The sequence below is a fragment of the Pseudomonas sp. TE3-3-F2023 genome (genome assembly GCF_036784815.1).
GTDB classification, from domain to species: Bacteria; Pseudomonadota; Gammaproteobacteria; order Pseudomonadales; family Pseudomonadaceae; genus Aquipseudomonas; species Aquipseudomonas pudica.
In genome coordinates this window covers 3,214,416-3,234,054 of record NZ_CP145113.1, presented here as the reverse complement: position 1 = coordinate 3,234,054, position 19,639 = coordinate 3,214,416, and the positions used below count along the sequence as shown (strand labels likewise).

Annotated in this window: 16 protein-coding genes; 7 read left to right on the top strand and 9 right to left on the bottom strand. The window is 65.5% G+C overall.

The window, feature by feature from the left end:
* Positions 1-96: 96 nt before the first annotated feature.
* Positions 97-948, top strand: coding sequence for a CAP domain-containing protein (locus V3314_RS14610; protein ID WP_025338862.1), 852 nt, complete (start codon positions 97-99; stop codon positions 946-948).
* Between the two features lie 151 nt (positions 949-1,099).
* On the opposite strand, the gene V3314_RS14605 is transcribed toward V3314_RS14610, so the two are convergent.
* Positions 1,100-2,074, bottom strand: a complete 975-nt coding sequence (locus V3314_RS14605) for a helix-turn-helix domain-containing protein (protein WP_338459166.1) — start codon at positions 2,072-2,074, stop codon at positions 1,100-1,102.
* 104 nt (positions 2,075-2,178) lie between these two features.
* Between V3314_RS14605 and V3314_RS14600 the strand changes: the two genes are divergently transcribed.
* Positions 2,179-2,790 (top strand): LysE family transporter, encoded by a 612-nt coding sequence (locus V3314_RS14600; RefSeq protein WP_046615407.1) that lies wholly within the window; start codon positions 2,179-2,181, stop codon positions 2,788-2,790.
* Positions 2,791-2,847: 57 nt separating this feature from the next.
* Here the strand turns inward: V3314_RS14600 and V3314_RS14595 are convergent, their stop codons facing one another.
* Positions 2,848-4,047 (bottom strand): MFS transporter, encoded by a 1,200-nt coding sequence (locus V3314_RS14595; protein WP_046615408.1) that lies wholly within the window; start codon positions 4,045-4,047, stop codon positions 2,848-2,850.
* 105 nt (positions 4,048-4,152) lie between these two features.
* Positions 4,153-5,058 carry a LysR family transcriptional regulator gene (locus V3314_RS14590; protein WP_085599021.1) on the bottom strand — a complete coding sequence of 302 codons (906 nt, stop codon included), beginning with the start codon at positions 5,056-5,058 and terminating at the stop codon, positions 4,153-4,155.
* A 117-nt stretch (positions 5,059-5,175) separates the two neighbouring features.
* Between V3314_RS14590 and V3314_RS14585 the strand changes: the two genes are divergently transcribed.
* The 3 genes from V3314_RS14585 to V3314_RS14575 all read left to right on the top strand — a co-directional run bounded on the left by V3314_RS14585 (position 5,176) and on the right by V3314_RS14575 (position 9,547).
* Positions 5,176-5,526, top strand: coding sequence for a cupin domain-containing protein (locus V3314_RS14585; protein ID WP_338459165.1), 351 nt, complete (start codon positions 5,176-5,178; stop codon positions 5,524-5,526).
* A 206-nt stretch (positions 5,527-5,732) separates the two neighbouring features.
* A complete protein-coding gene (locus tag V3314_RS14580; RefSeq protein WP_196174426.1) occupies positions 5,733-8,150 on the top strand; it encodes a glucose/quinate/shikimate family membrane-bound PQQ-dependent dehydrogenase in 2,418 nt (805 codons plus the stop codon).
* A gap of 128 nt (positions 8,151-8,278) precedes the next feature.
* Positions 8,279-9,547: a carbohydrate porin gene (locus V3314_RS14575; RefSeq protein ID WP_046615412.1), complete on the top strand. Its 1,269-nt coding sequence runs from the start codon at positions 8,279-8,281 to the stop codon at positions 9,545-9,547.
* Between the two features lie 123 nt (positions 9,548-9,670).
* Here the strand turns inward: V3314_RS14575 and argE are convergent, their stop codons facing one another.
* Both argE and V3314_RS14565 read right to left on the bottom strand, forming a co-directional pair.
* Positions 9,671-10,831, bottom strand: a complete 1,161-nt coding sequence (gene argE, locus V3314_RS14570) for an acetylornithine deacetylase (protein ID WP_085599027.1) — start codon at positions 10,829-10,831, stop codon at positions 9,671-9,673.
* Complete coding sequence (locus tag V3314_RS14565) at positions 10,824-11,501, bottom strand: DUF1028 domain-containing protein (RefSeq protein ID WP_046615414.1); 678 nt, start codon at positions 11,499-11,501, stop codon at positions 10,824-10,826. Before V3314_RS14565 ends, argE begins: the two co-directional genes overlap by 8 nt.
* A 371-nt stretch (positions 11,502-11,872) precedes the next feature.
* Here V3314_RS14565 and V3314_RS14560 point away from each other — a divergent pair, with 371 nt between their 5' ends.
* Entirely contained in the window at positions 11,873-13,192 is a 1,320-nt protein-coding gene (locus V3314_RS14560) for an NAD(P)/FAD-dependent oxidoreductase (RefSeq protein ID WP_046615415.1), read from the top strand.
* A complete protein-coding gene (locus V3314_RS14555) occupies positions 13,192-13,608 on the top strand; it encodes a RidA family protein (RefSeq protein ID WP_015270679.1) in 417 nt (138 codons plus the stop codon). The genes V3314_RS14560 and V3314_RS14555 overlap by 1 nt, the downstream gene beginning before the upstream one ends.
* Before the next feature lie 158 nt (positions 13,609-13,766).
* On the opposite strand, the gene V3314_RS14550 is transcribed toward V3314_RS14555, so the two are convergent.
* From V3314_RS14550 to pgm, 4 genes are all read right to left on the bottom strand, one after another.
* A complete protein-coding gene (locus V3314_RS14550) occupies positions 13,767-16,172 on the bottom strand; it encodes a TonB-dependent receptor (protein ID WP_338459164.1) in 2,406 nt (801 codons plus the stop codon).
* A 66-nt stretch (positions 16,173-16,238) separates the two neighbouring features.
* Positions 16,239-17,183, bottom strand: coding sequence for a FecR domain-containing protein (locus tag V3314_RS14545; protein WP_046615417.1), 945 nt, complete (start codon positions 17,181-17,183; stop codon positions 16,239-16,241).
* On the bottom strand, positions 17,183-17,692 hold the full coding sequence (locus V3314_RS14540; RefSeq protein WP_046615418.1) for a sigma-70 family RNA polymerase sigma factor: 510 nt from the start codon (positions 17,690-17,692) through the stop codon (positions 17,183-17,185). The genes V3314_RS14545 and V3314_RS14540 overlap by 1 nt, the downstream gene beginning before the upstream one ends.
* 79 nt (positions 17,693-17,771) lie before the next feature.
* Positions 17,772-19,409 (bottom strand): phosphoglucomutase (alpha-D-glucose-1,6-bisphosphate-dependent), encoded by a 1,638-nt coding sequence (gene pgm / locus V3314_RS14535; protein WP_046615419.1) that lies wholly within the window; start codon positions 19,407-19,409, stop codon positions 17,772-17,774.
* Between the last annotated feature and the right edge of the window lie 230 nt (positions 19,410-19,639).

Genomic DNA, 19,639 nt, shown 5'->3' with positions numbered 1-19,639 from the left:
GTTTTCATTGCTTTGCACGATCCCGGGCCAAAAGCCGCGGGCTTGTGTAGGATGAGCAGCGCAAACCACGACGCTGCCAGTCATAGGGAGATCCACATGCGCGTCCTGTCATCCGTTGCCGCCTTGTCGCTGGGCCTGGTCGTTTCGGCCGGGGCACTGGCTGCCACCGGCGAAGAGGCGCAACTGATCGATTCGATCAACGTCTACCGCAGCAAGGCCCAGCCCTGCGGTGGCGAAGCGTCGTTGGAGCTGCCGCCGCTCAACAGCGATACCCGCCTGGCGCTGTCGCCAGAGGGTACGCGCGACCTGCAGCAGGCCATGACCCGCGCCGCCTACCCGATGGTCAATGTGCAGGCCATCAGCCTGTCGGGGCCGCGCGATGCGCGCGCTGCCATGCATGCCATCGAAGAAAGCTTCTGCCAGGTGGTGCTCGACCCACAGTTCGTCGATATCGGCGTCAGCCAGGAAGGCCGCGACTGGCGCATCGTGCTGGCCCGGCCGCTGCTCAGTGGCCGCCTGGGCGACTGGCAGGCCGAGGGGCAGAAGGTGCTGCAGGAGATCAACGCCGCGCGCAAGGTGCCGCGCCAATGTGGTGGCCAGCCTTTCGCCGCCGCCCCCGCGCTGAGCTGGAGCACGGTGCTGGCCGGGGTTGCTGCCAACCACACCCGGGCCATGGCCAACCAGAACTTCTTCGACCACATCGACAAGGATGGCCGCACCCCCGGTGACCGGGCAGAGCTGGCCGGCTACCTGTATCAGCAGATCGGCGAAAACATCGCCGCCGGGCGTGACACCGCGCGCAAGGTGGTCGATGGCTGGCTCGATAGCCCAGGGCACTGCGCGACGCTGATGAACCCGGACTTCCGTGAGCTGGGCGCTGCATATGCGGTGGACCCGAAGAGTGATGCGGGGATTTACTGGACAGGGTTGTTCGGGACGCCGCAGTAGACCCGGCTGACGCGCTTTATGTAGGAGCGGCCTTGTGTCGCGAAAGGGCCGCAAAGCGGTCCCGGCAGTTTTGCATTGATGCCAAGATACCGAGGGCGCTTCGCACCCCTTTCGCGACACAAGGCCGCTCCTACAGAGTGCGCGCCGGGCTTCAGGGCGAGATATTGCCGTCACGCAACGCTTGGGCCGTGCAACCGAACCGCCGCCGCACGCACTTGCCCAGGTAACTGGCATCGCCCAGGCCCACTTCATCGGCAATCTGCGCCAGGCTGTGGCTGGAATTGAGCAAGCGCCAGCGCGCCTGTTGCAGGCGCATCTCCAGCCACCAGGCCTTGGCGCTCATGCCGTGGCTGGCGTGAAACTGCCGGTCCAGCTGGCGCCGGCTGATGCCCAGCTCCGCCGCCAACTGCTCCGTGGTCAATGGCGAACCCAGGTGATGACGCATCAACGCCTGGGCGCGCTGCACCTGCCGCCCCTGCCCGGCCCCCAGCTCCAGCGAGCGCAAGGCATGGCGGCTATCGCGGGTTTCATCCACCAGCATGTCGGCCAGGCCCTTGAGCGCCCGGGCCCGCCCGCAGGCCCGTGACAACAGCGCGACGGCCAGGTCGATGGCCGCGGTGCCGCCAGCGCAGGTGATGCGGCTACCGTCGATGCAATACAGCTGCTCACTCAGCACCTGCAAATGCGGGAAGGCTGCGCGGAATTCGGCTTCGTGGCGCCAGTGCACCACTACCTTGTGGCCCTGCAGCAACCCGCAGGCGGCCAACAGGAAAGCACCGTTGTCGACCCCCACCAGCTTGACGCCAGCCTTGCCGGCCTGCCTGAGCAAGGGCCGGTAGCGAGGCGCCAGCGCGGCAGTGGCCATGGCGTTGCGCCCGCCGAACACCACCAGGTAGTCGAAACTGGCCAGCTCGAGCTGGCCAGCGACGGCCTCGACCTGCACCACCGCGCCACTGCTCGACGGCACCGGGTCGAGGGTCAGCCCTGCCACGGTCCAGCTGCAGTAGCGCTGCTGGCTGTAGTCCTCGTCGTCGGCGCTGAAACGCAACTTGTCGAGAAAGGCGCCGAACGGCAGCAGGGCGAAATCCGGTAATGGCAAGATCAGCAAGCGGATATCGGGCAGCATGGCATTGCGTCCAGAAAAAACTATCAGATGTCCAGATCATACTATTTCTGACCAAAGCCGACGCCATAGACTGGCGCCCTCCCGATCAACAAGGCGTTCCCACCATGGCACTCGAAACCTGGCTCATCTACCTGCTGGCCAGCATCGGCCTGTCGCTGACCCCAGGCCCCAACAGCTTGCTGGCCCTGACCCATGGTGCCCTGTATGGCGCACGCAGGACGTTGTTCACCATCGTCGGCGGAGTGTTTGGCTTCAGCGCCCTGATCGCCCTTGCCATGTTCGGCCTCAGCGCGCTGCTGCAGGCCTCGGCCTCGGTGCTGAGCGTGCTCAAATGGGTGGGTGGTGCCTATTTGATCTGGCTGGGTATCCAACTGTGGCGCAGCCCGGGCCTGCACCTGGAACTGACTGCGCAAAACGCGCGGCCGGGCAATGCCGGGCTGTTCCGCCAGGGCTTGCTGTCGGCCATGGCCAACCCCAAGGTGCTGCTGTTCTACGGCGCTTTCCTGCCGCAGTTCATCGACCCGCAGCGAGGTTTGCTGCTGCAGTTCGTGGTGATGGCGGCAACCTTTGCCAGCGTCGAGTTCCTGGTCGAATACCTGTTGGCACGCCTGGCGTTTCGCATCCGGCCATGGCTGGCCAGGGGCGGCAAGGGCTTCAATCGCTGCTGCGGCAGCCTGTTTGCCTTGATTGGTGTGGCGTTGCCGCTTGGGCGGTAGCACTACGCAAAGGCTGTCGCGCTCCTACAGGGATCGCGACAACCTGTGAGCTCGCATTCAACCCCGGCGCGCTTTGGCCATGAAGATGACCAAGGCCACCCCCGGCAACCCCGCCCCCACCAGCGCCACACCCTGCCAGCCAAACTGGCTGAACACCGCACTGGCTACCGCCGAACCCAGCGCCCCACCCAGGAAGATGCTGGTCATGTACACCGCGTTCAGCCGCCCGCGGCTGGCCGGGTCCAGCGCGTACACTTCACGCTGGCCGATGACCATGTTCATCTGCACCGCAAAATCCAGCAGCACGCCGGTCAGGCCCAGGCCGATCACGCTGTAGCCCGGCACTGTCAGCCCCAGCAACAGTGCCGCTGGCGCCAGCAACAACGCCAGCAGTGAACCGGCCCGGGCATGCCCGGCATCGGCCAGGCGGCCGGCCATGGGTGCGGCAACGGCGCCCACCGCGCCCACCAGGGCGAATACCGCGATCTGGCTCTGCGACAGGCCATGCTCGGTTGCCAGGGCCATCGGCACCGCCGTCCAGTAAAGGCTGAACGCCGCGAACATCAACGCCTGGTAAAGCGAGCGCTGGCGCAGCAAGGGATAACGGCGCAGCAACGTGAGCAGCGACAGCATCAGGCCGGCATAGCTGGCCTTGTGCTCGGGCACCCGCCGCGGCAAGGTCAGGGCCAGCAGCAGGATGATCGCCAGCATCACCCCGGCAGCGCCAATGAACACCGCACGCCAGCCGAAGTAGTCGGCCACCAGGCTGGACAACGGCCGCGCCAGCAGGATACCCAGCAGCAGGCCGCCCATGATGTTGCCGACCACCCGCCCACGCTGCTGCTCCGGCGCCAGGTGCGCGGCCAGCGGGATGAGCATCTGCACCGCCACGGAACTGAAACCGATCAGCAGCGCGTAGCCGAGGAACAGCTGGCCTTGGCCGCTGCTGCTGGTACCCGCCAGCAGCAGGCTGACGCAGGCCAGCACGGCGGTAGCCACCATCAAGCGGCGGTTCTCCAACAGGTCGGCCAGTGGAACCAGCAACAGCAGGCCCAGGGCATAGCCCAGCTGTGTGAGTGAAACGATCAGGCTGGCATGCTCGGTGGACAGCCCCAGGTCCGGGGCGATCAGGCCAACGATGGGCTGGGCGTAGTAGATATTGGCGACGATGGCGCCGCAGCAGAAAGCCAGCAGGGCGACCAAGGCCCGGCTGAGGCCGGTGGCTGCAGGCTGCGCCGCGGCAAGGGAAGGGTTCATGCGAGTGTCCTCGGCAATGGCTGGAATATGCTGGCCACCATACCCAGACGTTCTTCAGGCGAGAATCCAGCGCTGGCGCAACAGGGCTTTGCACACTGCGCAACACTAGGTGCTGCGCTGCAACAGGTTTTCGCAAAAGTCGATAAAGGCATTCACCCGCCGCGAACCACGATGGTTGGGCAGGTACAGGGCGTTGATGCTGTCATTGGCAGCGCCGGGGCTGGCCTGCCAATCGGGGAACAGCCGCTGAAGGCGCCCGGCCGCCACATCCTCTTGCACCAGCCAGTCGGCGAGCAGCGCGATGCCGCTGCCCGCCAGTGCGGTTTCGCGCAGCATGTCGGCATTGGCACTGCGCAACGGCCCGCTCACATCCAGTTCCAGACTGTCCTGCCCACGGGCCAGGCGCCAGGGGCGCCCTTTCTGCCCGTAGCGAAAGCGCAGGCAGGCGTGCCCGAGCAACTGCCGCGGATGCTCCAGCGCGTCTCGCCCGGCCAGATAGCCCGGGCTGGCCACCAGCCAGCGCTGGAAGCGCCCCAACTGGCGGCATACCAGCTCGTCATTGGGCGAGGGGTCGCCCAGGCGGATCGACAGGTCATAGCGCCCGTCAAGCAGGTCATCCAGGCGGTCGCTGAGGTCGATGTCCAGCTCCAGAGCCGGATGTTGCGCCAAAAACGGCCCAAGGTGCGGGGCGATGACCCGCCTGCCGAACTCCACCGGCAAGCACAGCCGCAGCACACCGACAGGCTCCTCGCCCCGGTCGGCGACACTGGCATCGGCCTCGTCCAGGGCCTCGAAAATACCCCGCGCGCGCTGGTAATACCGGGCGCCGGCCTCGGTCAGGCTGACCTGGCGGGTGGAGCGGTTGAGCAAGGTGGCGCCCAACGCCGCTTCCAGCGCATCGACCAGGCGCGTCACCGACGATGTCGCCAGCCCGAGCCGGCGTGCGGCAGCAGAAAAGCCCTGGGCATCGACGGTGGCCACGAACATCTTCATCGCCAGGAGTTTGTCCATTTGTTGCCCGTCTTCCAAATCCCGGAAAGTTCTTACAAACAGCCGGGCCGGTCAAGAAGCGCGGCATACGGCAATTGCGTCCATAGTGGAACCACCCCCTTTCAAACGAGGTTTTCCATGATCCCGACCAACCTGCTGACTGCCCTTCCCCCTTGCGATCCCACCAGCGCCGAATGGGTCGACCAACTGCTCAGCCGCCCGGGCTTGCGCGTGGAACGTATCGTCTCCAGCGGCCAGGCCAGCCCGCCCGATTTCTGGTACGACCAGGCCGAAGGCGAATGGATCGTGCTGCTCAGTGGTGCCGCCGGCCTGCGCTTCGAGCACGAGAGCCACACCCGCCTGCTGGCGCCGGGCGATTGCCTGGACATCCCACCGCATTACCGCCACCGCGTGGAATGGACCGCCCCCGGCACCGCCACCATCTGGCTCGCGGTGTTCTACAGCAGCAGTACTCCGTGGCCGGCGTAAATCCGGTCATTGAAAACCGAACGCGGGTCACCCACCCGACATGAACATCTTGTTTACTGCATTTTTAAACGCATGATCTAGACTTTTAGCCACACATTGCACAGTTCAGCCCTGCGACAATCCGCCCCACAAAATTATGTACCAACTTGTTAATTAGCAAGCTAAGAGATTACACTGCGCGCATTCCACCTGCTGAGATCCCTGGCATGAAAGAAACCCCGCGCGCCTCTGGCGCCACAAACATCATCCTGGTCGGCCTGGGCGTGATCATCGCCCTGCTCGGCCTCCTCCTGGCTGCGGGCGGCGTCAAGCTGGCCGGCCTGGGCGGTTCCTGGTACTTCCTGATCGGCGGCCTGGCCATGGCCATCGCCGGCGTCCTCATCGCTCGCCGCAAACCGGCTGGCGCCTGGCTGTACGCGGCATTTCTGGTCGGCACTGCCATCTGGGCGCTGATCGATGCTGGCCTGGTGTTCTGGCCGCTGTTCTCGCGCCTGTTCATGTTCGGCGCAATCGGCATGGTGGTGGCGCTGGTCTACCCGCTGCTGGCCCGTGCCAATGGCGCCAGCGCCGGCCGCGGTGCCTATGGCGTTGCCGGGGTGATGGCCGTGCTGCTGGTGATCGCCGCCGGCAACATGTTCGTCGCCCACCCAAGTGTCGCCCCCACCGGCAAAGGCCCGGGCATGACCCCGGTCGAAGCCGACAAGGCGCAGAAGGACTGGGCCCACTACGGCAACACCGAAGGTGGCAGCCGCTTCGCCGCGCTGGACCAGATCAACCGCGACAACGTCAACAAGCTGAAGGTAGCCTGGACCTACCACACCGGTGACGTGGCGCTCAGCGACGGCAACGGTGCCGAAGACCAGCTGACCCCGCTGCAGGTCGGCAACAAGGTGTTCATCTGCACCCCGCACAACAACCTGATCGCCCTCGATGCCGACACCGGCAAGGAGCTTTGGAAGAACGCGATCAACGCCCAGTCCAAGGTCTGGCAGCGTTGCCGTGGCATGGCCTACTTCGACGCCACTGCCGCCATCGCCCAGCCGACCCAGCCGAACAGCTCGCCAATCACCGCGGTCAGCGTACCGGCCGGTGCCAACTGCCAGCGTCGCCTGCTGACCAACACCATCGATGGCCGCCTGATTGCCGTCGACGCCGATAACGGCGAGTTCTGCCAGGGCTTCGGCAACAACGGCCAGGTCGACCTCAAGGCCGGCCTGGGGGATGTGCCGGACTCCTACTACCAGCTGTCCTCGGCACCTCTGATGGCCGGTACCACCGTGGTGGTCGGCGGCCGCATCGCCGACAACGTCCAGACCGACATGCCAGGCGGCGTGATCCGTGGTTTCGACGTGATCACGGGTGAAATGCGCTGGGCCTTCGACCCCGGCAACCCGGAAGATCGCCAGGCGCCGCAGGGTGACAGCACCTATGTGCGCAGCACCCCCAACAGCTGGGCCCCGATGTCCTACGACCCGGCGATGAATACCGTGTTCCTGCCGATGGGCTCGTCGTCCACCGACATCTACGGTGTCGAACGCAGCAAGCTGGACCACACCTATGGCGCTTCGATACTGGCCCTGGACGCCACCACCGGCAACCAGAAGTGGGTGTTCCAGACCGTGCACAACGACCTGTGGGACTTCGACCTGCCGATGCAGCCGAGCCTGATCGATTTCACCAAGGACGACGGCCAGTCGGTACCTGCAGTGGTAATCGGCACCAAGGCCGGGCAGATCTACGTGCTCGACCGCGCCACCGGCAAGCCGCTGACCCAGGTCGACGAAGTACCGGTCAAGCCAGGCAACATCCCCAACGAGCCATACTCGCCAACCCAGCCGAAGTCGGTGGGCATGCCGCAGATCGGCGCGCAGACCCTGACCGAATCGGACATGTGGGGCGCAACCCCGTACGACCAGCTGCTGTGCCGCATCGACTTCAAGAAAATGCGCTACGACGGCCTGTACACCGCGCCGGGCACCGACCTGTCGCTGAGCTTCCCGGGTTCGCTGGGTGGCATGAACTGGGGCAGCATCTCCACCGACCCGGTACATGGTTTCATCTTCGTCAACGACATGCGCCTGGGCCTGTGGATCCAGATGATCCCGTCGCAGAACAAAGGCAGTGCCGCTTCCGGAGGCGAAGCGCTGAACACCGGCATGGGCGCAGTACCGCTCAAGGGCACCCCGTATGCGGTGAACAAGAACCGCTTCCTGTCGGTGGCCGGCATTCCGTGCCAGGCGCCGCCATTCGGCACCCTGACCGCCATCGACATGAAGACCCGCCAGGTGGCGTGGCAGGTACCGGTGGGTACCGTCGAGGACACCGGCCCGCTGGGCATCCGCATGCACCTGCCGATCAAGATCGGCCTGCCGACCCTTGGCGGCACCCTGTCGACCCAGGGTGGCCTGGTGTTCATCGCCGGTACCCAGGACTTCTACCTGCGCGCCTACGACAGCAGCAACGGCAACGAAATCTGGAAGGCCCGCCTGCCAGTTGGCAGCCAGGGCGGCCCGATGACCTACGTCTCGCCGAAGACCGGCAAGCAGTACGTGGTGATCACGGCTGGCGGCGCGCGCCAGTCGACTGACCGTGGCGACTACGTGATTTCTTACGCCTTGCCGTAACACCGCGTCGCCCCCTTCGCGGGTAAACCCGCTCCTACAGGAACTGCACCGTTTGCAAGGGCAGTGAAAATCCTGTGGGAGCGGGCTCACCCGCGAAGAGGCCTTAGAAGACAACCCGAGATTCAGCAATGCCATCCGCAATTCGCATCACCCCCACCCTGCTGCTGGCCCTGGCCAGCAGCACCGCCCTGGCCGACGGCGACCTGATGACCCGCAGCACCCTGACCGGTGACTGGGGCGGCCTGCGTCACCAGCTGGAAGAAGACGGCGTCAAGTTCACCGGCGACTACAGCGGCGAAACCGCCTACAACGCCCACGGTGGCCTGCACCGCTCGGCGCGCTACTCGCAAAACCTGAAACTGGGTGTGCAGTTCGACCTGTCGAAACTGTACGGCCTGGACAACGGTGGCAAGGTCCAGCTGACCATCAACGACCGCCGCGGCAACAGCGCCTCGGAAGACCTGGTGGGCAACCGGCTGCCGATCCAGGAAAACTTCGGCGGCCTGTACACCCGCCTGACCGAGCTGAGCTACGAGCGCACCCTGTTCACCCCGGCACTCAACGTCAAGCTCGGCTACATGGCCATGGGCAACGACCTCGGCGGCCTGGACAGTGGCATCCTGTGCAACTTCATGAACGCCGGCTTCTGCGGCCACCCGCTGAACATGTCTGGCGGCAGTGGCTGGACCAATTACCCCAATGCCCACCTGGGCGTGCGGGTGAAGTACGACCTGTCGCCGTCCTGGCAGCTGCGTGTGGCGGCGTTCAACGTCGACCCGGAAAGCAACGGCAATTCCAGCCGCGCCTGGCACCTGGGTCCCAAGCACACCACCGGCACCGTGGTACCGGTAGAGCTGGTGTACAAGCTGCAGGGCGAGCTGCCCGGCGAGTACAAACTGGGCTACTACTACGACAGCTCCGATGTGAAGCGCATCGGCAGCGACGAGGAAGTGTCCGGCCGCGGCGGCCACTACCTGCTGGTCGACCAGGCCGTGTGGAACGACCAGGGCTTGCCGGGCCGCAGCCTGCATGCCTTCGGCCAGTACTCGGCGTCGAGCAAGGCCGCCTCGCCGTTCACCAAGTGGTATGGCGCTGGCGTGGTGCTGTACAAGCCGTTCGCAGGCCGCCCGAAGGATACCGTGGCGCTGGGCTATGGCCGTGCCGTGCCCAACCCGCGTAGCCGCGACGTGCTGGAAGATGCCGCGTTCAATGCCGGGGAGCAGTTCCCCGATATCGACAGCGCCGAGCAGCTGGTCGAGCTGAGCTACGGCTACCAGGCCACGCCGTGGCTGAACCTGCGCCCGGATGTGCAGTACATCATCGAACCGGGTGCGTTCTCCGGGAAGGATATCGACAACGCGCTGGTGGTTGGCCTGCAGGTCAAGGCTACCTTCTGAAATCTTGATTGGGGCTGCTCTGCAGCCCTTCGCGGGCACGCCCGCTCCTACAGGTATATCGCCGGCTGTCCTGGCGGTGCTGTACCTGTGGGAGCGGGCGTGCCCGCGAAGAGGCCAGCGCAATCAACCCTGCCTGAGGTAATCCACCAACCTCAGCAACATGGCATCACACCCCCGCAACTGCTCGACACTGACGAACTCATCCGGCTTGTGCCCTTGGTCCATGCTCCCAGGCCCACACACCACAGTCGGGATGCCTGCCTGTTCGAACAGCCCACCTTCGGTACCAAACGCCACCGTACCGAACTTATCCGAACCACTGAGCAACGCCACCAGGCGAGCCGCCTCGCTATCCGCTGGGGTGGCCAGCCCCGGATACGCACTCAACGGCTGCAAGCGAATGGCGCTGGCGGCATTGACCTTGCGCATGCGCGGCAGCAATTCGGCCTCGGCATAGGTTTGCAACTGGTCGGCCACTGCCTGCGCCTCGAACCCCGGCAAGGCCCGCACTTCGAAATCGAATTCGCATTCCGCCGGCACGATGTTCAGCGCCCTGCCCCCTTTGATCACACCAGTCTGCACAGTCGAGAACGGTGGGTCGAAGCGCTTGTCGTGATGCTCCGGCAACGCCAGGGCATCACCGATATCACCCAGCTTGCCGATCAGCTTCGCCGCATACTCGATGGCATTCACCCCATACGGCGCATACGCCGAGTGGCAGGCCGCGCCATGCACCTGGCAACGCATCGCCAGCTTGCCCTTGTGCCCCAGCACCGGCTTGAGTTCGGTGGGCTCGCCAATCAGGCACAGCCGTGGCTTGTGCGGACGCTGCTCCAGCGCGGCCAGCATCGAGCGCACCCCCAGGCAGCCGACTTCCTCGTCGTAGGAGAACGCCAGGTGCACCGGCATGCGCAACGGCTGGGCGAGAAACGCCGGTACAGCCGCCAGCACCGAAGCGATGAAGCCCTTCATGTCGGCCGTGCCCCGACCATACAGACGCCCGTCGCGCTCACTCAGGGCAAACGGCTCGACTGTCCAGGCCTGGCCGTCCACCGGCACCACATCGGTATGCCCGGACAGCACCACGCCGCCAACGTCCCGGGGGCCGATGGTGGCAAACAGGTTGGCCTTGGTGCCTTCCGGGTTATGGAACAGTTCGCTTTCCACGCCCAGCTCGGCCAGGTAGTCGCGGATGAAGCCGATCAGTTCGAGGTTGGAATCCCGGCTGACCGTGGCAAAGCCGATCAGCCTGGCCAGCAGCGCGCGACTGGCAAATTCACTCATCGCCCGGCACCCCGTAGCTTGGCGCGGCAGTTGGGTTGAGGGCGCGGGTGACGTAGTCCTGCATCTGCGGCCGGTACGCCTGCCACAGGCCATCGAGTACAGCGATCGGGTCGGCCTCGGCCCAGTCCACGCGCAGGTCCACCAGCGGCCAGGTCAGCTCGCCGGCAATCTTCAACGCCGCCGAGTGCACCGGCCCCGCCTCGCCGCCTGCAGCCATCGCCGCGTGCATGGCCGCCAGCAGGCGGTCGGCCAGATGCCCGCCAGCCTGTTCAAAGGCCTGCACCATCGCCTCGATCACCTGGGTCGAGGCCAACAGGTTGCCTGCTGCCGCACATTGCTCACCGGCGAGGGCGTAGTGCGTGCCCAAGGCTTCCTTGCCAGTGAACAGCGCCACCTGGCCATGGTTGTCGATCACCGTGAGCTGGCGGTACTCGCTCCAGCCATTGGCGCTCAGTACACGGTCCAGCGCAGCGGCAGGCGGCAACTGGCCCTGTTCCAGGGCATCGAGAATCTGCGGGCCCAGCGCCGGCAAGGTGATGTTCTGGGTGGCGACCGCACCCACACCGGCACGCACCCACGGGCAGCGGGCGCCCACTGCGATGCTTGAAGAGCTGATGGCGATACCGACCTGGCCGGTTTCCTGGCAACGACCGATGATGGAAAAAGTCATGTCATGGTTCCTGTTGTGCTGTGCGATACACGGCATTCTGGGTTGAACCTTTCGGCCGGCGAAACGACCTTTTTCCGAGGGGTTAGGCAGGAAAAAACTTTGTTGTGGCTGAGATCGAGCGCCGCCCGCGCGGCGCTTCGCAGCACAAGGCTGCTCCTACATCTGTTTCGGGCCAACCATTCCTGTCGGCACAGCGCGCGGCCCCTTTGCGTCCAACTCGCAAGCCACAGAATCCAGGGTCTTCGCCGTTTTATCGGCAAACCCCAGCTAAATACTATTTTCGCCAATTCCACGGCATCCCTAGTCTGGCCCCAGGCAACGGCGGTCCTCCAAACCGACCTGACAAAAACCGCCTGAACAAGGGCTCGGACATGACACTGAACAACCTCGAAATCGACACCCTCGTCGTCGGCGCCGGCCAGGCCGGCGTGGCCATGAGCGAACACCTGAGCAAGCTTGGCGTGCCGCACCTGGTGCTGGAGCGCAAGCGCATCGCCGAGGCCTGGCGCACCGGCCGCTGGGACTCGCTGGTGGCCAACGGCCCGGTCTGGCACGACCGCTTCCCGGGGCTGGAATTCAACCTCGACGCCGACGCCTTCGCCGGCAAGGACCAGGTGGCCGACTACTTCGAGCAGTACGTACGCAAGTACAACCTGCCCGTACGCACCGGCATCGAAGTGAAGAAAGTGCTGCGCAACAGCGACCGTCCCGGTTTTACCATCGAAACCAGTGAAGGCGTGATTCGCGCCAACCGCGTGGTCGCCGCCACCGGCCCGTTCCAGAAGCCGGTGATCCCGGCCATCGCACCGAAAGACGGCAACCTGCACCAGATCCATTCCGCGGCCTATTACAACCCCGAGCAGTTGCCAGAAGGCGCTGTGCTGGTGGTCGGCGCCGGTTCCTCCGGCGTGCAGATCGCCGAAGAACTGATGCGTGCCGGGCGCCAGGTGTACCTCTCGGTCGGCGCCCACGATCGCCCGCCACGCGCTTACCGCAACCGCGACTTCTGCTGGTGGCTGGGCGTGCTGGGTGAGTGGGATGCGGAAATCGCCAAGCCTGGCCGCGAGCACGTGACCATTGCCGTCAGTGGCGCACGTGGCGGCCACACCGTGGACTTCCGCGCCCTCGCCCACCAGGGCATGACCCTGGTCGGCCTGACCCAGTCGTTCGAAAACGGCGTGGCGCGCTTCCAGGACAACCTGGTCGAGAACATCAACCGCGGCGACGAAAACTACCTGGCCCTGCTGGATGCCGCCGATGCCTACATCGAGCGCAACGGCCTGGACCTGCCGGAAGAGCCCGAAGCCCGCAAGCGCCTGGCCGACCCTGAATGCATGCGCAACCCGCTGCAGCAGCTGGACCTGGCCAAGGCCGGCGTCACCAGCATCATCTGGGCGACCGGTTACGGTGTCGACTTCAGCTGGCTGCAGGTAGACACCTTCGACGCCAACGGCAAGCCCCAGCACCAACGCGGCGTGGCCCGCGAGCCGGGCGTGTACTTCCTTGGCCTGCCGTGGCTGTCGCGCCGTGGCTCGTCGTTCATCTGGGGCGTGTGGCACGACGCCAAGCACGTCGCCGGTCACATCGCCACGCAACGCACCTATACCGCCTACCGCGACCGCGAACAACGCGCGGCGGATGAGCAGCAACAATCCAAGATCAGCAACGTCAGCACCCTCGGAGCCCACTGATGCCTACCCATACTCGCATCCGCATGTTCAACACCAAGGCCACCTACCCCAACCAGACCCTGGACAACGACCTGTGCCAGGCGGTGCGCGCCGGCAACACCATCTATGTGCGCGGCCAGGTCGGCACCGACTTCGAAGGCAACCTGGTGGGCCTGGGTGACCCAAGGGCCCAGGCCGAGCAGGCGATGAAGAACGTCAAGCAGCTGCTCGAAGAGGCCGGCTCGGACCTGTCGCACATCGTCAAGACCACCACCTACATCACCGACCCGCGCTTCCGTGAGCCGGTGTACAAGGAGGTGGGCAAGTGGCTCAAGGGGGTGTTCCCGATTTCCACCGGGCTGGTGGTGGCCGGGTTGGCCCAGGCCGAGTGGCTGATGGAGATCGACGTGATCGCCGTGGTGCCTGATTCGGTCTGACCGATCGGTTCAACCTGTAGGAGCGGCCTTGTGTCGCGAAAGGGCTGCAAAGCAGCCCCAGCAATTTCAACTGTTGCGCATCAATCCTGGGGCCGCGTTGCGGCCCTTTCGCGACACAAGGCCGCTCCTACAGGGAATGCGCCAGCTTTTAGAATGGGCTAGAAACCCACTGTCGCCGACAGCAGGCAGGTACGCGGCGTGGACAACGTCAGCCCCGGCTCGCTGTCATCCGAGGCCCCGGCCGAACTCCAGTAGCGGTCGTCCAGCACGTTCTCGACACTGGCGCGCAAGGTAATCTGGGTGGCATCCACCTTGAACGCATAACGCGCGCCCAGGTCGTAACGCTCCCAACCGTCGATCTTCTTGCTGTTGTTCTGGTCCAGGTACTGCGAGCTCGAGTGGATGCCTCGCGCCGTCAGGGTCAGGCCGTTCACCCCAGGCACGTCCCATTCGGCGCCGAGGTTGACGTTGTACTCGGGCGTGGCCGGCGCGCGGTTGCCATCGTAGGCGCCACCGATGGTGTCGGTCAGTTCACTGTCGATGTACATCATCCCACCCAGCACACGCACGCCTTGCACGGGTTCACCGAACACGCTCAGTTCGATACCGCGGTTGTCGCGCTTGCCATTGGGGCCGAACACCCGCGACGTGGGGTTGGTTTCGTAGGCGGGCTGTCGGATGCGGAAGGCACTGGCGGTAAAGGCGACCTGGCCCAGGTCGTACTTGGCCCCCACCTCGACCTGGCGGCTGGTGAACGGTGGGAAGATCTGGTCTTCGTTGACCGATGTCGACGGCGCGATCTTGCCCTGGCTCAGGCCCTCCATGTAGTTGGCATACAACGACAGCTGGTCGGTAACCTTGAGCAGCACGCCGCCCGAGGGCGACACCTTCTCTTCATCGTAGGCGGTATCCCCCTTGATGCCGTCGCTCCAGTCATCCACTTGCACCCGCTGCCAGCGCGCACCCAAGGTCAGCAGCAGGCGGTCGTCGAAGAAGCCCAGGGTGTCGGCCAGAGCCACGCCGGAGAACCGGTTCTCCGTGTACACCTCGGGGTCGATGCGGGTTGGTGTGCCCGGTGTCGGCGTGGCCACCGGGTGGTAGAGGTTGCTGGGCGCCGAGGCATAGCGGGCGCCGCCGTTGGTGAAGTCCATGTAGAAGTAGGTGGCGGCCAGGTTCAGTTCGTGACTGACCGGCCCGGTATGGAACCAGTTGCGCACGCCGGCCATGGCGGTACGCACGGTTTCATCCCGGGTGAAGTCGCGCGGCTGCACGGTGAAGTCGCCGGCATCGTTGCTGATGGACACGTTGTGGCGCAGGAAGTCATGGTTGCTCTTGCGCGCGCCGACCGCGCCATAGGCCAGCAGCGACTCGCTGATATCGTACTCGGCATGCAGCGCACCGAAGGTGTCGTTGGTGCGCGCCTTGCTCCAGGCCTGGGCGTAGTTGTGGCGTACGTCGTTGGCATCCGGCACCTTGGCATTGGCACCGACCAGCACCCGCTCCTGCGGTGCATCGGCGTCGCGCTCGGTATGGCCGAGGTCTGCCGAAAGCCGCAGGCGCTCGCCACGAAAGTCCAGGCCCAGCACCGCCATTTCGCGCTCGACACGCTGGTGGTCCCATTCGGTGTCGCCCGCCTGTTTCACGCCATTGAAACGCACGCCGAACTGCTGGCCTTCGCCAAAGCGCCGGCCAATGTCCACCGCACCGCCTGCCTGGCCCGCCGAGGCATGGCTGCCGGTAAACTCGGTGAGCGGCTGGACGCCGGCCCGCTTGGGCTGCACATTGATGCCGCCGCCGACACTGCCTCGCGGTGAAATACCGTTGATCAGCTGACTGGGGCCTTTGATGATGTCGACCCGGTCGGCCATTTCCATGTCGATCGAGTAGGTCGGCAAGATGCCGTACAGGCCGTTGTAGGCCACATCGCTGTTGAACAGGCTGAAGCCGCGAATGGTGAACTGCTCGAAGCGCCCACCCGCCGGGTTGGTGGCGCGCACCGATGGGTCGCTGGCGATCAGCTCGCCCAAGGTTCGCGCCTGCTGATTTTTCACCAGTTCGCTGGTGTAGCTGGTGATGCTGAACGGGGTTTCCATGAAGTCGCGCGTACCCAGCAGGCCCTGTGAACCCTGACGGGCCACCTGGCCACCGGCATAGGGTTGCGTTTCGTTGCCTGCGGCCAGGCCACCGACGATGCTGGTCGGGGCGATTTCCAGCGCACTACCCGCCTGGGTGGCCGGCATCAACGTGAAAGCGCCCTCGCCCACCGGCAGCAACTGCAGGCCGCTGCCGCGCAGCAGTTGGGTGAAGCCTTCGTCGACACTGTAGCTGCCGGACAGGCCCTTGCTCTGCCGGCCGTTGACCAGCAGCGGGTCCAGCGACAGGCTGACCCCGGCCTGGTCGGCAAACTGGGTAAGTGCCGCCCCCAGGCTTGCGGCCGGCACCTGATAGCTGCGCCGGGCGGGTTCATCGGCCCAGGCTGGTGCACACAACAACAGGCTCATGGCGAACAGCGGATGTGCCGCACGCGCCAGTGGGCGCAGGCGGCAGGTCATGACAACAGGCATTGAACAAGGCTCCCCTTTATTTGCTCCTACCGGTAATGACCGGTGAGTGAAAAAAAGGGGACAGCCTCATGCGCGATTTTCTCGCGGGGCCAGGCTCACCCAATACCGCGTGCGCGTGTGCACCTGCAACGGCAGGCTGGCGGCAAGCAAGGCCAGCACCCGGTCGGTGTCGTCGAGGCGGAACGTGCCAGTCACGCGCAGGGCCTCCAGTTCGGGCGCCCAGCGCAGCACGCCGGGCCGGTACCTGCGCAGCTCGTGCAGCAGCTCGCCCAAGGGGCGGTCCTCCAGGCGCAGCACGCCTTCGCGCCAGCCCAGCTGCCAGGCGTCCAGCCCTGTGACAGGGCCAACCCCGGCCACTTGCAGGCTGGCCTGCTGCCCGGCCTGCAGCAGCAGTGCCGGGCCGAGCCGCGGCTGCAGGTTGGCCGTGCCCTCGAGCACCGATACCCGGCAAGCCTGATCGACCAGGCGCAGGCACACCTCGCCGGCATCCAGCGCGACCTGGCCGTAGGGCACCCGCAGCGTCAGGCTCGGATTGCCGGGCAACCTGACTGCCACTTCGCCACGCAACAATGTCAGGTGACGGGCGCCCAGGTCGATATCCGCCGCACTGTCGGTGTTCAACTGCACGAATGTGCCATCGTTCAGCAGCACCTGCCGGCGCTCCCCGACCGCGGTGTGCATGTCGGCGGCCCAGGCCTCCAGCGGCAGTTCGCGGCTTGCCAGCCAGGCAGCTGGCAACAATACCGCCACGCCCAGGGCCTGCTTGAGCAAAGCCCGGCGGCCGGTATCCGGGCGGTCCAGGGTGGCCATGGCCACTGCGCCGGGTAGCGCGCAAAAGCGTTGGCGCAAAAGCAGTGCCTTTTGCCAGGCGTGTTCGTGCAAGGTGCTGCTGGTGCGCCATTGCTCCAGGCACTGCAGGTCACCCTCGCTGGCAGCGCCAGAGTCCACCAGCGCCAGCCAGCGCGCGGCGGCCCGCAATGCCTCGCGGGTTTCGGGAGAATGGCTGGTCATTACAATTCGGCCAGCAGGCAATGCTCGTAGGCCTGCGCCATGTAGCGTTTGACCGAGCGCTCGCTAACGCCCAGGCGCTTGCCGATCTCGGCATAGCCCAGGCCCTCCAGCTGGCTCCAGAGAAAGGCCTTGCGTACCGGCGCCCTGAGGCCGTCGAGCAACTCGTCGAGGGCTTGCAGGGTTTCCAGCAGCAGCCAACGCTGCTCTGGCGAGGGCACATGCTGCTCGGGCAAGTGCGCCAGTGCATCGAGGTAGGCTTGTTCCAGGCTGCGGCGCTGGTGGAAGTTGCTCAACAGGCGCTTGCCCACGGTCAGCAGGTAGGCACGCGGTTCACGAATGTCTGCCAGCGGCTGGGCGCTGGCCAGGATACGCAGGAAGGTATCCTGGCTGAGGTCGGCGGCATCCCAGGCGTTGCCCATGCGCCGCCGCAGCCAGGTTTCCAGCCAGCCGCGATGTTCCCGGTACAGGGCAGGCAGGCTATGCTCCGGTGGCGGCGCGGCGTCGATCATGGGGGAAGGCCCTGCGGTGGCGTAAATAAGATTAATTCTAATTTACACCGAGCCGCAGAACCAAGCGGTTTGTTACCTGTCAGGCAATCGCCGCATCCACCAGTACCTGCGCTTCCTGCACCAGGCGCTGCAGGTGCGCCTCATCGATGAAGCTTTCGGCGTAGATCTTGTAGATGTCCTCGGTGCCCGAGGGGCGCGCGGCGAACCAGCCATTGGCGGTCATCACCTTCAGCCCGCCGATCGCCTGACCGTTACCCGGCGCATGGCTGAGGATCTGCACGATCGGCTCACCCGCCAGTTCGGTCGACTTCACCTGCTCCGGCGCCAGCTTGCTCAGCAAAGCCTTCTGCCGTGCATCGGCCTTGGCTTCGACACGGGTGGCGAAAGGCTTGCCCAGCGCCTCGGTCAGGTCGGCGTAGGCCTGGCTGGGGTTGCGCCCGGTGCGGGCGGTCATCTCGGCAGCCAGCAAGGCCGGGATCAGCCCGTCCTTGTCAGTGGCCCAGACCGAGCCATCGCGGCGCAGGAACGAAGCCCCCGCGCTTTCCTCGCCACCAAAGCCCAGCGTGCCGTCGAACAGGCCCTGGGCGAAGAACTTGAATCCCACCGGCACTTCGTAAAGCTCACGGTCCAGGCGCTTGGTGACGCGGTCGATCAGGCCGCTGGACACCACGGTCTTGCCGACGGCGGCATCGCTGCGCCATTGCGGGCGGTGGCGATACAGGTAGTCGATGGCTACGGCCAGGTAGTTGTTCGGCTGCAGCAGGCCATCCGGGGTGACGATGCCATGGCGGTCGTGGTCCGGGTCGCAGGCGAAGGCCACGTCGAAGCGTTCGCGCAGGCCGATCAGGCCCTGCATGGCGTATGGCGATGACGGGTCCATGCGGATCTGGCCGTCCCAGTCGACGGTCATGAAGCGGAAGGTCGGGTCGACCTCGGTATTCACCACTTCCAGGTCCAGCTGGTAATGCTCGGCGATCGCCGACCAGTAGCGCACCCCTGCCCCGCCCAACGGGTCGACGCCCAGGCGCAGCTTGGCGCCGCGGATGACGTCGAAGTCGATGACGTTTTCCAGGTCGGCCACGTAGTTGCTCACGTAGTCGTGGCGCTGGGTGGTGGATGCCTGCAGCGCCTGGGCATGGTCCATGCGCTTGACGCCCGCCAGGCCAGCGGCCAGCAGTTCGTTGGCCTTGGCCTCGATCCACTTGGTGACGTCGCTGTCGGCCGGGCCGCCGTTGGGCGGGTTGTACTTGAAGCCACCGCTTTGCGGCGGGTTGTGCGACGGAGTGATGACGATACCGTCGGCCAGGCCCTGCTCGCGGCCACGGTTGTGGCAGAGGATGGCATGGGAAACAGCAGGCGTTGGCGTGTATTCGTCGTCCTTGGACAGCATTACCTGCACGCCGTTGGCCGCCAGCACTTCCAGGGCGCTGGCGGTAGCCGGTGCCGACAGTGCGTGGGTGTCGGCGCCGATGAACAGCGGGCCATCGATGCCCTTCTCCTGGCGATACAGGCAGATGGCCTGGGTAATGGCCAGGACGTGGTACTCGTTGAAGCTCAATTCAAGCGAAGTGCCACGATGCCCCGAGGTGCCGAAGGCCACCCGCTGGGCCGCCACGGCAGCGTCGGGGCGGCCGGTGTAGTAGGCGGTGAGCAGTCGGGGAATATCGACCAGCACGCTGGCCGGAGCCGGCTTGCCTGCCAAAGGACTGAGCGTCATGCAGAAACCTCGAGTTCAACGGATGTTGGTGTTGGAGTGTGCAGTTTACTGAGAGTTGCTTTGCTGTGCGATGGGCGGCAGCAAAGAATCGGTGAGCGCACGGCACATACCCTGTGGGAGCGGCTTTAGCCGCGAACACCGGCGCAGCCGGTGCCATGCACCGCGCTGGATTCTTCGCGGCTGAAGCCGCTCCCACAGGGTACTTGCCAGCCACCGCGGTGCGTGCTTCG

What these genes read in the sequence shown, in the direction of transcription:
- V3314_RS14605 (WP_338459166.1), bottom strand. Translation starts at nt 2,074, where the DNA reads ATGCTGCCCGATATCCGCTTGCTGATCTTGCCATTACCGGATTTCGCC.
- V3314_RS14585 (WP_338459165.1), top strand. Translation starts at nt 5,176, where the DNA reads ATGATCCCGACCAACCTGCTGACTGCCCTTCCCCCTTGCGATCCCACC.
- V3314_RS14540 (WP_046615418.1), bottom strand. Translation starts at nt 17,692, where the DNA reads ATGATCGACGCCGCGCCGCCACCGGAGCATAGCCTGCCTGCCCTGTAC.
- V3314_RS14565 (WP_046615414.1), bottom strand. Translation starts at nt 11,501, where the DNA reads ATGACTTTTTCCATCATCGGTCGTTGCCAGGAAACCGGCCAGGTCGGT.
- V3314_RS14610 (WP_025338862.1), top strand. Translation starts at nt 97, where the DNA reads ATGCGCGTCCTGTCATCCGTTGCCGCCTTGTCGCTGGGCCTGGTCGTT.
- pgm (WP_046615419.1), bottom strand. Translation starts at nt 19,409, where the DNA reads ATGACGCTCAGTCCTTTGGCAGGCAAGCCGGCTCCGGCCAGCGTGCTG.
- V3314_RS14560 (WP_046615415.1), top strand. Translation starts at nt 11,873, where the DNA reads ATGACACTGAACAACCTCGAAATCGACACCCTCGTCGTCGGCGCCGGC.
- argE (WP_085599027.1), bottom strand. Translation starts at nt 10,831, where the DNA reads ATGAGTGAATTTGCCAGTCGCGCGCTGCTGGCCAGGCTGATCGGCTTT.
- V3314_RS14580 (WP_196174426.1), top strand. Translation starts at nt 5,733, where the DNA reads ATGAAAGAAACCCCGCGCGCCTCTGGCGCCACAAACATCATCCTGGTC.
- V3314_RS14590 (WP_085599021.1), bottom strand. Translation starts at nt 5,058, where the DNA reads ATGGACAAACTCCTGGCGATGAAGATGTTCGTGGCCACCGTCGATGCC.
- V3314_RS14595 (WP_046615408.1), bottom strand. Translation starts at nt 4,047, where the DNA reads ATGAACCCTTCCCTTGCCGCGGCGCAGCCTGCAGCCACCGGCCTCAGC.
- V3314_RS14600 (WP_046615407.1), top strand. Translation starts at nt 2,179, where the DNA reads ATGGCACTCGAAACCTGGCTCATCTACCTGCTGGCCAGCATCGGCCTG.
- V3314_RS14545 (WP_046615417.1), bottom strand. Translation starts at nt 17,183, where the DNA reads ATGACCAGCCATTCTCCCGAAACCCGCGAGGCATTGCGGGCCGCCGCG.
- V3314_RS14575 (WP_046615412.1), top strand. Translation starts at nt 8,279, where the DNA reads ATGCCATCCGCAATTCGCATCACCCCCACCCTGCTGCTGGCCCTGGCC.
- V3314_RS14555 (WP_015270679.1), top strand. Translation starts at nt 13,192, where the DNA reads ATGCCTACCCATACTCGCATCCGCATGTTCAACACCAAGGCCACCTAC.
- V3314_RS14550 (WP_338459164.1), bottom strand. Translation starts at nt 16,172, where the DNA reads ATGCCTGTTGTCATGACCTGCCGCCTGCGCCCACTGGCGCGTGCGGCA.